Raw genomic sequence first — 12,977 nt, forward strand, 5'->3', positions numbered from 1 at the left:
CCGCAGTCTAACGCTCGCCCTTCCGGTACGGCACCATCAGCGCCTTCGGCACCGCGGCGCGGCGTGACATGGCGATCAGGGCGAGGATGCTGAGCAGATAGGGCAGCATCAGGAAGATCTGGTAGGGCACGGCCCCGCCGGCCAGCTGCTGCAGCCGCACTTGGAAGGCGTCGAAGGCGCCGAACAGCAGGGCGCCGAGCAGCGCCTTGCCCGGCCGCCAGGAGGCGAAGACCACCAGGGCGATGCACACCCAGCCGCGCCCGGCCACCATCTCGAAGAAGAAGGCGTTGAAGGCCGACATGGTCAGGAAAGCGCCGCCGACCGCCATCAGCGCCGACCCGGCCATCACCGCGCCGAGGCGGATGGCGACGACGTCGAGCCCCTGCGCCTCGGCCGCTGCCGGGTTCTCGCCGACCGCGCGCAGGGCCAGGCCGAGCGGCGTGCGGTACAGGACCCAGGCGGTGACGGCGACGGCGGCCAGGGCCAGGTAGGTCAGCGGCGACTGCTGGAACAGCACCGGCCCGATCCAGGGCAGGTCGGACAGGCCGGGCAGCGACACCGGCTGGAACGGATCGATCCGCGGCGGGGTCGAGGCGTTCGGCAGCACCATGCGGTAGGTGAAATAGGACAGGCTGGTGGCCAGCAGCGTGACGCCGATGCCGGTGACGTGCTGCGACAGGCCGAGCGGCACGGTCAGGAGCGCGTGCAGCAGGCCGAAGGCGGCCCCGACGCCGGCGGCGAACAGCACTCCGGTCCACAGGTCGCCGCCCTGGTACACCCACATCCAGCCGGCCATGGCGCCGGCCGTGAAGATGCCCTCGATGCCCAGGTTCAGCACCCCGGCGCGCTCGCAGATCAGCTCGCCCAGCGTGCCGAAGACCAGCGGCGTGGCGATGCGCAGCGCTGCCGCCCAGAAGCTGGCGGCCAGCAGGATGTCGAGGATCTCGCTCATCGCCACCTCACCCGGTAGCGCAGGACGATGCCGGAGAGCAGCACCGTCAGCAGGGAGGTGGCGACCACCAGGTTGGCGATGTAGCTGGAGACGCCGATCGCCCGGCTCATGCTGTCGGCGCCGACGAAGACCGCGGCCACGAACAGCGCCGCCAGCAGCACCCCGAGCGCGTGCAGCTGCGCCAGCATGGCGACGACGATGCCGGCATAGCCGTAGCCGGGCGACAGGTCCTGGGTGAGATAGCCCTTCAGCCCCGCCACCTCCCCCACCCCGGCCAGGCCGGCCAGGGCGCCGGAGATCAGGCCGACGCGCAGCATCACCCGGCCGACCGGCATGCCGGCGAAGCGCGCGGCGGACGGGTTGGCGCCGGTGGCCCGCATCTCGAAGCCCCAGGTGGTGCGTGCCAGCATCAGCCAGACCAGGACGGCAGCGACGACGGCGATGACCAGCCCGGCATGGATGCGGGTGCGCGGGATCAGCTTCGGCAGCGCCGCGGCGTCGAGGATCGGCGCCGATTGCGGCCAGCCCATGCCCATCGGGTCCTTCATCGGCCCTTCCAGCATCATCGAGACGAAGAGCAGCACGATGAAGTTGAGCAGCAGCGTCGTCACCACCTCGTCGACGCCGAGCCGGGTCTTGAGCAGGGTCGGCCCCGCCATCCACAGCCCGCCGGCCAGTGCCCCGGCCAGCAGGATCAGCGGCAGCAGGGCCCAGGCCGGCCAGTCGAGGGCGCCGGAGCCCAGCGCTGTCGCGGCCAGGGCGCCGAGATAAAGCTGCCCCTCCGCCCCGATGTTCCACAGCTTGGCCCGGAAGGCGACCGTGGCGGCCAGGCCGGTCAGCACCAAGGGCGTGGCGCGGGACAGCGTCTCGGCGATGGCGAAGCGCGAGCCGAAGGCGCCCTGGATCATCACGCCATAGGCCTGCAGCACCGGTGCCCCCGCCCACAGCAGCGGGACGGCGCAGAGCAGCAGCGCCAACAAGGCGGCGCCGGCCGAGGCGCCGATCATCAGCAGCGGCGAGGCCCGCTCCCGGGGTTCAAGCCGCATCGGCCGGCTCCTGCCCCGCCATCATCAGGCCGAGCGCACGGATGGTCAGCCGCTCCGCCGGCCAGGGCTGGGTGAGGCGGCCGCGATAGATCACGGCGATGCGGTCGGACAAAGCGAACAACTCGTCGAGATCTTCCGACACCAGCAGCACCCCGGCGCCTCGGTCGCGCGCGGCCAGCAGCCTGCCGTGGATCTCCGCCACCGCGCCGACATCGAGGCCGCGGGTCGGCTGGCACGCCAGGACCAGGCCGGGCGACCGCTCCAGCACCCGGCCGAGGATCAGCTTCTGCATGTTGCCGCCGGAGAGCAGCCGGGTGCGCGCCTCCGGCCCCGGGCAGCGCACGTCATAGGCGCCGATCAGCCGCCGCGCCCGGTCGCGCAGGGCGGCGCGGCGCAGCAGGCCGTTTCGCTGCGCCTCCGGCCGGCGGTAATCCTCCAGCGCCGCGTTCTCCCACACCGCCATGTCGCCGACCACGCCGTCGCGATGGCGGTCCTCCGGGATGCGGCCGACCCCGGCCGCGACCATGGCGGCGGGGGAGCCGAGCGGCGCCGGGCGATCGAACAGGGTGACACGGCCTGCCTCCGGCGCGGCCAGGCCCGAGACCAGCTCGGCCAGCGCCGCCTGGCCGTTGCCGGAGACGCCGGCGATGCCGATCACCTCGCCGCCGCGAAGCTCGAGCGACACGCCGTCGAGCCGCTTCCGGCCTCCGGGGCCGCCGAGGGTGACGCCCTCCAGCGCCAGCACCGGGCCGCGGGGTGCTGCCGGGCGCCTGTGTGTCTCCGGCACGGCGCGGCCGACCATCGCCTCGGCCAGGGCGGCGCGGTCGACCCCGGCCGTCGCCATCTCCGCCACCACCCGGCCGGCGCGCAGCACCACGACGCGGCGGCTGATCGCCAGCACCTCGGCCAGCTTGTGGGAGATGAAGACGATCGCCAGCCCCTGCCCCGCCAGCCGGCGCAGCACTGCGAACAGCCCGTCGGCCTCCTGCGGGGTCAGCACCGCCGTCGGCTCGTCCAGGATCAGGATCCGGGCGTCGCGGTAGAGCGCCTTCAGGATCTCGACCCGCTGCCGCTCGCCGACCGACAGGCCGGACACCATCGCGTCGAGCGGCACGGCGAGGCCCGAGGCCTGGATCAGCGCCGCCAGCTTCGCCCGCGCCTCGCGCCGCCGCAGCGCCGGGCGCCACAGCGGCTGCGAGCCGAGCACGATGTTGTCGAAGACGCTGAGGTTGTCGGCCAGGGCGAAGTGCTGATGCACCATGCCGATGCCGGCGGCCAGCGCCGCCTGGGGCGAGCCCGGGCGCAGCGGCACGAGGCCGCCGTCCGGCCCCGCCGCCTCGACCGTCCCGGCATCGGCCACGTAATGGCCGAACAGGATGTTCATCAGCGTGGTCTTGCCGGCGCCGTTCTCGCCCAGCAGCGCCAGCACCTCGCCGCGGGCGAGGTCGAGATCGATGCCGTCATTGGCGAGGAGCGCGCCGAAGCGCTTGGTGATGCCGCGCAGGCGCAAGGCCGGCGCGGCCTGCGAAGCCGGCGCGGCATCCGCGGAGCCGGTCGAATCGAAGCTCGGCGTCACAGCGTCGGCTTCGGCTCGCTGTCGTCGACCTTGACCGTGAAGGCGCCGCTCTCGATCTCCTTCTGCCGGGCGGCCACCTTGTCGATGATCGCCTGGTCGACCAGCTTCGGGTCGAGCGGGGCCAGCGTGGCGCCGCCCGCCTTCATGGCGCTGTAGGGGCCGTAATCCTCGGCCTTGAAGCTTCCGTCGGCCACCGCCTTGAGCGCCCGGTCGATGGTCGGCTCCATATGCCACAGGGCGCTGGCCACCACCGTGCCGGGATATTCCGACTGGGTGTCGATGACGTTACCGATGGCCAGCACCTTGCGCTCCTTGGCCGCATCGGAGACGCCGTAGCGCTCGGCATACAGCACGTCGGCGCCGGCATCGACCATGGCGAAGGCCGCCTCCTTGGCCTTGGGCGGGTCGTACCAGGAGCCGATGAAGGTGATCGAGAACTTGACCTGCGGGTTGACCTCCAGCGCCCCGGCCATGAAGGCGTGCATCAGCCGGTTGACCTCCGGGATCGGGTAGCCGCCGACCATGCCGATCCTGTTCGACTTCGTCTTCAGCCCGGCGACCATGCCGGTGAGGTAGGAGGCGTCCTGGATGTAGTTGTCGAAGACCGAGAAGTTCGGCTCCGCCGGCGGCAGGCTGGAGCCCATCAGGAAGGCCGTGTCTGGATAGTCCTTGGCCACCGCCCGGGCGCCGCGCTCGACCCCGAAGGCCTCGCCGATGATCAGCTTCTTGCCGGCCTCGGCGTATTCGCGCATGACGCGCTCATAGTCGGTGTTCGACGTGTTCTCGGAATAGACGTAGTCGATCTCGCCGCGCTCCTGCGCGGCCTTCAGCGCCTTGTGGATGCGGCTGACCCATTGCTGCTCGACCGGCACGGTGTAGACCGCCGCCACCGCCAGCTTCTCCGCCGCCTGGGCCTGCGGCAGCGCCGCCGCGCCCAGCATCGCCGCCGCCGCGCCGAGCAGCGCCCGGCGACTCCAACGTCCCAGCATGAATGCCCCCTTCTTGTGATTTGGCTCGCCGGTCAAATGTGCAGAAAGCGGCGCGCGGCGCAACAGGCCGGAGAGCGAGGCCGCCATTCGCGCGCGGACGCGCGCAGCCCCCTCCCCCTCCGGCAAGGAAGGGAGAGTGGAAGGCCGGCAGAAAGATGGAATGGCTGATGCAACCCGTGCCAGGGCTCAACTGCTGTCCGGCTTCGGGAGACCGGGCGGCGGGCGGCCGTCTTCGGACTCGTCCGGCTGCTCGGGCCAGCCATCCCCGGCGTCGGAAGCCATGGCGACGGCAGCCATGCCGTCACCGGACGAGCCGGCATTGTCGTTGGCCCCGAGGACGTCGTCCCAGCCCTGCGGCAGCCGGCTCGGGTCCAGCCGGCGGCCGAGCCAGCGGCAGACCTCCCGCACGAACTCGCCGGCCGGCAGGGTGTCGAGCTGCACGTCCAGCACCTCGTCCTCGGTCAGCCGCTCCCACACCTCGGACCGCAGGCGCTCGGTCTCCTCGGGATCGACGGCCGCAGCAGGATCCGCGGCCTCGGCCGCCTCGGCCGCCCCGACCGCCTCGACCACCGCCTGCACGGCCTGCTCGCGCCGCCGGCGGCGGCGCTCCAGCGCCCCGGACGCCTCGCCTTCGGCCCGGCGGTGCAGGTAGTCGCCCCGGATCCGCTCGGCCATGGCGATCGACAGCCGGATCGAGCGCGACAGGCGCGACTGCATCAGCGGGAAATCGGACGGCGTCTCCGACCCTGCCGGGGTCGCCTGCTGCTGCCGCTCGGTCAGCCGCTTGCAGCGGGCATCGATCTCGACCACCTCGCGCAGCTTCTCCAGCGCCCATCCCGTCCAGTTCAGATCGGGATCGGACGGCCGGGCCTCGCCGGAATCAGCATCGGTCTGCGCCATGGTCATGGAACATATCATGAACATTCGTTTCGAGTTAAGCAAGAGGCGGAATGATCCAGGGCTCCGAATCAAGTTTCAGAGACCAGAACGTCGCTCCCTTTTCTGTCATTGCCCGGCTTGACCGGGCAATCCAGGGGCCACCGAGAGCCGCTCCGGCGGCCCCTGGATCCTCGGGTCAAGCCCACGGCTGTCCGGTTAAGGATCAACAGCAACCGGCGGAAGAATTTCGGAGCGCAGGGCTCTATTTCGGTGCTCACGGACCTTCATGCTCCGATTCTCGAAACCATGGTCTCTTAGGGCCTGCTGCAGCGACGGATGAAGACGCAACCGGCCGTCACATCCGCGGCGGCTGCCTCGTCCTGTCTCCGGGGCGGCCCCGCATGGGATCGGCCGCCGAGATGGAGAAGCACCATGACCTACGTTTCCAGGAAGATCGCCGCGGTTGCGGTCCTGGCCGGAACGCTGGCCTTCGGCTTCGCCGGCGGCCAAGCCTGGACGGCCGACCGGGCGGCGGGACAGGGCGACAGCGTCACGCCGCTGATGGTGCAGGCGCTGGCCAACATCCCCGGCAAGTCGCTGACCGCGCTGACCGTCGACTACGCGCCCGGCGGCACCTCGCCGGCGCATCGCCACCACGCCTCGGCAACGCTGTTCGCCTATGTCGTCTCGGGCGCCATCCGGTCGCAGGTCAATGGCGGCCCGACCGAGGTGTTCAAGGCCGGCCAGTTCTGGGTCGAACCGCCGGGCTCCACCCATGGTGTGAGCGGGAACGCCAGCGCGACCGAGCCGGCGAAGCTGGTGGTGGTCGCGGTCGGCGATACGGGCGCCACGCTGACGACCTACGACAAATAGGGCCCGAAGGCCGCCGGCCGCCCTAGCTCTTCAGCCCGATCACCTCGCGGCCGATCAGCATGCGCCGGATCTCGGAGGTGCCGGCGCCGATCTCGTAGAGCTTGGCGTCGCGCAGCAGGCGGCCGGTCGCGAACTCGTTGATGTAGCCGTTGCCGCCGAGCGCCTGGATCGCCTGCAGCGCCATCCAGGTCGCCTTCTCGGCGGCGTAGAGGATGGCACCGGCCGCGTCCTGCCGCGTCACCCGCCCCCGGTCGCAGGCCCGGCCGACGGCGTAGACATAGGCACGGCTGGCGTTCAGCGCGACATACATGTCGGCGACCTTGCCCTGCATCAGCTGGAACTCGCCGATCGGCCGGCCGAACTGCTGCCGGTCGCGGACATAGGGCAGGACGATGTCGAGGCAGGCCTGCATGATGCCGAGCGGGCCGCCGGCCAGCACCGCGCGTTCGTAGTCGAGGCCGCTCATCAGCACGCGCACGCCTTCGCCGACCCGGCCGAGCACGTTCTCCTCCGGCACCTCGCAGTCCTGGAACACCAGCTCGCAGGTGTTGGAGCCGCGCATGCCGAGTTTGTCGAGCTTCTGCGCGGTGGAGAAGCCCTTGAACCCCTTCTCCACCAGGAAGGCGGTGATGCCGCGCGGGCCGGCCGCGGGGTCGGTCTTGGCGTAGACCACCAGCGTGTCGGCGTCCGGCCCGTTGGTGATCCACATCTTGTTGCCGTTGAGGACCCAGCGGTCGCCCTTCTTCTCGGCCCTGAGCTTCATGCCGACGACGTCGGAGCCGGCCCCCGGCTCGGACATCGCCAGGGCGCCGACATGCTCGCCCGCCACCAGCTTCGGCAGGTAGCGGCGCTTCTGGCCCTCGGTGCCGTTCAGCCGGATCTGGTTGACGCAGAGGTTGGAATGGGCGCCGTAGGACAGGCCGACCGAGGCCGAGGCGCGGGAGATCTCCTCCATCGCCACCATATGCTCGAGATAGCCCATCCCGGCGCCGCCGTACTCCTCCTCGACCGTCACGCCGAGGACGCCGAGATCGCCCATCTTGCGCCAGAGATCCATCGGGAACTGGTTGTCGCGGTCGATCGTGGCGGCGCGCGGCGCGATCTCGGCCTCGGCGAAGCCGCGCACCGAATCGCGCAGCATGTCGGCGGTGTCGCCGAGCATGAAATCGAGGCCCTGCGGCTCATTGGGGATCATGGGCGTCGCTCCCGGTGGCATGTTTCCGGCACTCTAGCCCGGAAATCTCATACCCCCTACGCCCTGCGTCGCCTTTCGGTGAGTCGGATGCGGGGCGGGGCGCGAAAAGCGTATCGGGACATACGGTCGAGCGGCCCGTCCCCGCAGGCGGCCGCAAGGCGACCCTTCGGGCCGGTTGAAAATGCCGACAGGGTGCGTCGAACGGCTTGCCCGATGCAAAGGCCGCTCTCCTGCCCCGTCGGCATTTTGAACCGGCGCAGGACGCAGGGGGTGTGAGATATCCGGGCTACGGCAGCCGTCGCCGCAAAAGAAAAGCCCCGCGATGCCGAAGCACCGCGGGGCTGCCCTCACTGGCGGATCGGTGTCCCGGACGCCCGTGGGCCAAGCGTCCGGGCCGATCCCCCCGACCGGCCGAAGCCGGTCAGAGCACGAAGTCGTTCACCAGCAGCTGCGCTGCGCCCTTGACCTGGATCTCGAAGTCGGCACGGCCGTCGCCATTGACGTCGCCGCTCAGGATCCCGCCCTGGAAGTGCAGCTGCCCGGCCACGCCGGTGAAGTTGGCCGACCCGATGAAGGTGAAGGCCTGGTCACCGGCCACCTTGGTGCTGGCGTCGATGTAGTGCAGGTCGATCTTGTCGCCCTGGGCATGGCTGAAATCGGCGATCACGTCCCGGCCCGAGCCGACCGTCGACTGCCCGATCGCCATGAACCGGAAGGTGTCGGCGCCCGCGCCGCCGGTCAGGGCGTCGGTGCCCCAGCCGCCGTCGAGGGTGTCGTTCCCGGCCTTGCCGTCGAGCACGTCGTTCCCGGCCATGCCGAGCAGGCCGTTGGCGAGCTCGTTGCCCTGGATCCTGTTGTTCGCGGCATTGCCGGTGCCGAGCGAGCCCGCGCCCTGCGCCAGCATCAGGTTCTCGACGTTGTCGGCCAGGGTCCAGCTCTTGGTCGCGACCACCCAATCGGTCCCGCCATTGGCCTGTTCCTGGGTCCGGTCGCCGAAGTTGTCGACGTAGTAGGTGTCGTTGCCGACGCCGCCGATCATGATGTCGGCGCCGGTGCCACCGACGATCACGTCGTTGCCGATGCCACCGGTGACGATGTCATTGCCGGCATCGCCGTAGACGGTGTCGTTGCCCGTGCCGCCGTCGATGCGGTCGTCCCCGGCATTGCCGTGGATCCGGTCGTTGCCGAGATAGCCGTTCAGGATGTCGGCATTGGCGGTGCCGTTGACGTTGTCGGCCGAGCCGGCCACGTCGCCCACGATGTTGGCCAGGGAATTCGCCCCCAGGCCGACGACGTTCAGGACCGAGCCGAGCAGGCCGCCGACGACGCTGAGCGGACCGACATTGGTCAGGCCGCTGACATCGATGCTGAACACCGCGTCGCCGAGCGAGGACAGGATGGTGTCGAGCGCAGCCTCGAGGCTGACGCCGCCGCCGAGCAGGCTGCCCAGCACGCCATCGAGGTCGATGATGCCGCCCAGACCGTCGCCGCCCAGCAGGCCGCCGAGCACGCCCTCGACCGTCGCCAGGACGCCGCCGAGGATGCCCTCGACCACGCCGCCGACGCTGCCGAGGTCGATGCCGCCGAGGCCGCCGCCCAGCACGTCGCCGCCGAGCAGGCCGTCCAGCAGGCCGGTGACGGTGCCGAGCAGGCCGCCGACCAGGTCGCCGCCCAGCAGATCGCCGCCGAGCAGGCCGCCCAGCAGGCCTTCCACCGGGGTCAGGATGCCGCCCAGCAGGTCGCCGCCGATCGGCAGGCCGCCCAGCAGGTCGCCCAGCGTGTCGGTGATGGAGCCCAGCAGGTCGCCGCCCAGCAGGTCGCCGCTGAGGATGTTGTCCAGCAGACCGGTGACGGTGCCGAGCAGACCGCCCAGCAGATCGCCGTCGAGGATGCCGCCGCCGATGCCACCGAGCAGGTCGCCGCCCAGCAGGCCGTTCAGCAGGTCGCCGACCGAGCCGAGCAGGCCGCCCAGCAGGTCGCCGCCCAGCAGGTCGCCGCCGAGCAGGCCGCCGACGATGCCTTCGACCGCGCCGATCAGGCCGCCGAGCAGGTCGTCGCCGCCGAGGATGCCGCCCAGCAGGCCGCCGAGCAGGTCGTCGCCACCCAGAACACCGCCGAGCAGGCCCTGGACCAGGTCGAGCACGCCGCCGAGCAGGTCGCCACCCAGCAGGTCGCCGCCGAGGATGCCGCCCAGCAGGCCGTTCACCGAGACGAGCAGACCGTCGAGCAGGTCGCCGCCCAGCAGGCCGCCAAGCAGGTCGCCACCCAGCAGGTCGCCGCCGAGCACGCCCTCCAGCAGGCTGCCGACCGTGCCGAGCACGCCGCCGAGCAGGCCGCCGTCCAGCAGGCCGCCGAGCAGGTCGCTGCCGCCCAGGATGCCGCCAAGCAGGCCGTCGACGGTCTCCAGCAGGCCGCCGAGAATGCCGCCGGCGTTGCCGCCCAGCACCCCGCCGAGCAGATCGCCATCGAGGATGCCGCCGAGCAGGCCGCTGACCGTCTCGAGCACGCCGCCGAGGACGCCGCCCAGCAGGTCGCCATGCAGCAGGTTGCCGAGCAGATCCTCGACCGAGCCGAGCAGGCCGCCGGTGAGATCGCCGCCGAGCGCGCCGCCGAGCAGGCCGTTGAGCAGACCGTCGACCAGGCCGAAGACGCCGCCGAGGAGCCCTTCGCCCTCGCCGCCGCCGAAGACCAGGCCGTCCAGCGAGCCCAGGACGCTCTTCACCGTGCCGATCACGCCGCTGAGGAGATCCTCGCTGAGCAGGTTCCCGAGCAGACCGTCATCGCCGAGCAGCCCGCCGAGAAGGCCGTCGCTGCCAAGCAGGCCGCCAAGGAGACCGTCATTGCCCAGCAGACCGCCGAGCAATCCGTCATCCCCGAGCAGGCCGTCAAGAAGACCCATGTTTTCCTCCTCCAAGAAACACTTGCCAAGCCGACAGCCCGGCCGCCGCCCACCGGGCGAAGCAGCCGGCATTCAGGCAAAAAACGATAGATCTGTCCATGGAAATTCCCGTTTTTTACTTTTCAATGACGAAATAGACGGATGAATTTTGCCCTATATAAGTTCATTCAGCTTATAAGGTTTTATAATTTCACCAATAATGATATTTCATTACTAGAATGCGGAAATTTAATTTTCATCAAAAACTTCGATATGTTCGTTTGGTACGCGAAATATGCCTCCTGCCTCAACAGGATAGGCCGAGCCGGTGGCGCCGGGCCGCGGCACCGTCCGAATCACATGATCCGGGCGCGGCGGCTCCCGCCTTCGGCGGCCGGACCGGCAGGCCGAGGACCGGATCGGCAGGCATTCGCGCAAGGATTGAACCACCGATTGCTTGGCGGCCGCGCGTGAATAGGCTGCGCGCCCCCGGCCTTGCTTGACGGGTGAAGACAGGAGAACGGCGACCGGCCGGTCCGGCCGCGACGACTGCGGGCCTTGGACAGGACCGCCATCAGGCCGGCACGCCGGACAGGCGGCGACGGACCGGAACGGAGCCGTGAGCGGCGGTCGCATTGCCGCCGCCGAAGGGGTAGACTCGCGAGACTCCGTGAGAACGGCTGGACAGCGGCCGGGATCGCCTCGTACAACCCAGGGTATTCATGACGGGATATTCACTGCAATTGAGCAGTGGCCCCCGAACCGGTGAGGGAGGGCATATTGAGCGTAGAATCCACAGGCATCAGCGAAGCCGATCTGCGCGAGGCGCTGAAGAAGCTGGCGGTGGCGAGCGACCTGCGCTTCGGCCAGGTGGTCGGGCTGGCGGCCGTGGTGGCGCTGCTGCCGGGCGTCGAGTCGATCCCCGTCGAGAAGGTCGAGGCGGTGGTCGAGCGGCTGACCCGCGGCGTGCCCGGCGGCCAGAACCTGAAGATCCCGGCGATCAACATCGCCCGCAACGTGATCACCGCCGCCGCCGAGGCCAAGAGCTCCGGCACCGCCTGAGAGTCGAGGATTTCTGTTCTGTCGTTGCCGGGTCAGGCCCGGCAATCCAGAGGTTGTCGACGCCACCTGGATGCCCGGGTCAAGCCCGGGCATGACAGCTGAGAGATGATCAGGCCGCAGGCTTGCGGCGGTCAGAGCAGGATCAGGGCGGCCAGGCCGAGGAAGGCGAAGAATCCGACCACGTCGGTGACGGTGGTCAGGAACACGCCGCTGGACACTGCCGGGTCGACCCCGAAGCGCTGCAGCGCCAAGGGGATCACCGTGCCCGAGAAGGCGGCGGCCAGCAGGTTGATGATCATGGCCGCGCCGATCACCACCGCCAGCCGCGGGTCCGCGAACCACAGCCACACCACCCCGCCGGCGATGGCCGCGAACAGCAGGCCGTTGATGGTGCCGACCAGCACCTCCTTCCACAGGATGCGGACGGCGTTGCTGTCGGTCAGCTCGCGCATCGCCAGGGCGCGCACCGCGACGGTCAGGGTCTGGGTGCCGGCATTGCCGCCCATCGAGGCGACGATCGGCATCAGCACGGCCAGCGCCACCACCTTGCTGATCGTGTCCTCAAACAGGCCGATCACCGACGAGGCCAGGACCGCAGTCAGCAGGTTGACGAACAGCCAGGAGAAGCGCGAGCGGGTGGTGGCGGCGACGTCGCGGTAGAGATCGCTCTGCTCGCCGATGCCGCCGAGGCGGAAGATGTCCTCCTCCGCCTCCTCGTCGATGACGTCGACCACGTCGTCGAGGGTGATGACGCCGAGCAGCTTGCCGTTGCGGTCGACCACCGGCGCCGAGACCATGCCGTAGCGCCGGAACAGGAGGGCCACCTCCTCCTGGTCCATCTCCGCCGGGATCGGATGGATGTCCTCCAGCCCCAGCTCCGCCAGCTTGGCCGGACGGCGGCCGCGCAGGAAGCGCGACAGCGGCAGCTGGCCGGTCGGCAGGCCGTGCGCGTCGACCAGGAACAGGCTGTAGAACTCGTCCGGCAGGTCCTCGGCGGTGCGCAGCCAGTCGATGGTCTTGCCGACGGTCCAGTAGTCCGGCACCGCCACCAGCTCGCGCTGCATCAGCCGGCCGGCGGAGTATTCCGGGAAGTCGAGCCCTTCGAGCAGGAGCCGCCGCTCCTCGGCCGGGATGTTGGCCAGGACCGCGTCGCGCCCGCCCTCGTCGAGGGTCTCGATCAGGGCCAGGGCGTCGTCGGAATCGAGCTCCTGCAGCGCCGCCGCGACATCCTGCGGCCCGAGCAGGTCGAGCACCTCCTGCCGGACGTCCTCGTTCAGCCAGGCCAGCGCCTCGGCGTCGGTGGTCAGCTGCACCCGGATCAGCCCGACGACGACGCGGCGGTCGTCCGGGTGCAGCGCCTCGAGCAGCGCCGCCAGGTCGGCGGAGTGGAGCGGCGCCAGCCGCTCCTCCACCTCGGCCAGACGATGGTCGTCCAGCGCCTCCTCGATCTCCTGCACGAAGCCGGGCGGCAGGCCGTATTCCTGGGCCTCGGCCGGCGCCTTGTCGCCTTCGGGCGCCGCCGTCACC

Annotated in this window: 10 protein-coding genes; 2 read left to right on the plus strand and 8 right to left on the minus strand. The window is 70.3% G+C overall.

Going from position 1 to position 12,977, the window contains the following annotated elements; all coding sequences use genetic code 11:
* Positions 1–7: 7 nt before the first annotated feature.
* From LG391_RS05700 to LG391_RS05720, 5 genes are all read right to left on the minus strand, one after another.
* Positions 8–952: an ABC transporter permease gene (locus tag LG391_RS05700; RefSeq protein WP_225767014.1), complete on the minus strand. Its 945-nt coding sequence runs from the start codon at positions 950–952 to the stop codon at positions 8–10.
* On the minus strand, positions 949–1,998 hold the full coding sequence (locus LG391_RS05705) for an ABC transporter permease (protein WP_225767015.1): 1,050 nt from the start codon (positions 1,996–1,998) through the stop codon (positions 949–951). Before LG391_RS05705 ends, LG391_RS05700 begins: the two co-directional genes overlap by 4 nt.
* Entirely contained in the window at positions 1,988–3,574 is a 1,587-nt protein-coding gene (locus LG391_RS05710) for an ABC transporter ATP-binding protein (protein WP_225767016.1), read from the minus strand. The genes LG391_RS05705 and LG391_RS05710 overlap by 11 nt, the downstream gene beginning before the upstream one ends.
* Complete coding sequence (locus LG391_RS05715; RefSeq protein WP_225767017.1) at positions 3,571–4,563, minus strand: BMP family protein; 993 nt, start codon at positions 4,561–4,563, stop codon at positions 3,571–3,573. Before LG391_RS05715 ends, LG391_RS05710 begins: the two co-directional genes overlap by 4 nt.
* 186 nt (positions 4,564–4,749) lie before the next feature.
* A complete protein-coding gene (locus LG391_RS05720; RefSeq protein ID WP_225767018.1) occupies positions 4,750–5,469 on the minus strand; it encodes a hypothetical protein in 720 nt (239 codons plus the stop codon).
* Between the two features lie 405 nt (positions 5,470–5,874).
* Between LG391_RS05720 and LG391_RS05725 the strand changes: the two genes are divergently transcribed.
* Positions 5,875–6,315 (plus strand): cupin domain-containing protein, encoded by a 441-nt coding sequence (locus LG391_RS05725; RefSeq protein WP_225767019.1) that lies wholly within the window; start codon positions 5,875–5,877, stop codon positions 6,313–6,315.
* A gap of 22 nt (positions 6,316–6,337) precedes the next feature.
* Here LG391_RS05725 and LG391_RS05730 read toward each other — a convergent pair whose 3' ends face one another.
* Both LG391_RS05730 and LG391_RS05735 read right to left on the minus strand, forming a co-directional pair.
* A complete protein-coding gene (locus LG391_RS05730; RefSeq protein ID WP_225767020.1) occupies positions 6,338–7,510 on the minus strand; it encodes an isovaleryl-CoA dehydrogenase in 1,173 nt (390 codons plus the stop codon).
* 421 nt (positions 7,511–7,931) lie between these two features.
* On the minus strand, positions 7,932–10,409 hold the full coding sequence (locus tag LG391_RS05735) for a calcium-binding protein (protein WP_225767021.1): 2,478 nt from the start codon (positions 10,407–10,409) through the stop codon (positions 7,932–7,934).
* A 759-nt stretch (positions 10,410–11,168) separates the two neighbouring features.
* Between LG391_RS05735 and LG391_RS05740 the strand changes: the two genes are divergently transcribed.
* A complete protein-coding gene (locus LG391_RS05740) occupies positions 11,169–11,450 on the plus strand; it encodes a hypothetical protein (RefSeq protein ID WP_225767022.1) in 282 nt (93 codons plus the stop codon).
* 131 nt (positions 11,451–11,581) lie between these two features.
* On the opposite strand, the gene mgtE is transcribed toward LG391_RS05740, so the two are convergent.
* Positions 11,582–12,976, minus strand: coding sequence for a magnesium transporter (mgtE, locus tag LG391_RS05745; RefSeq protein ID WP_225767023.1), 1,395 nt, complete (start codon positions 12,974–12,976; stop codon positions 11,582–11,584).
* Position 12,977 lies beyond the last annotated feature (1 nt).

The sequence above is a fragment of the Inquilinus sp. Marseille-Q2685 genome (assembly GCF_916619195.1).
In the GTDB taxonomy this organism is placed as follows: domain Bacteria; phylum Pseudomonadota; class Alphaproteobacteria; order DSM-16000; family Inquilinaceae; genus Inquilinus.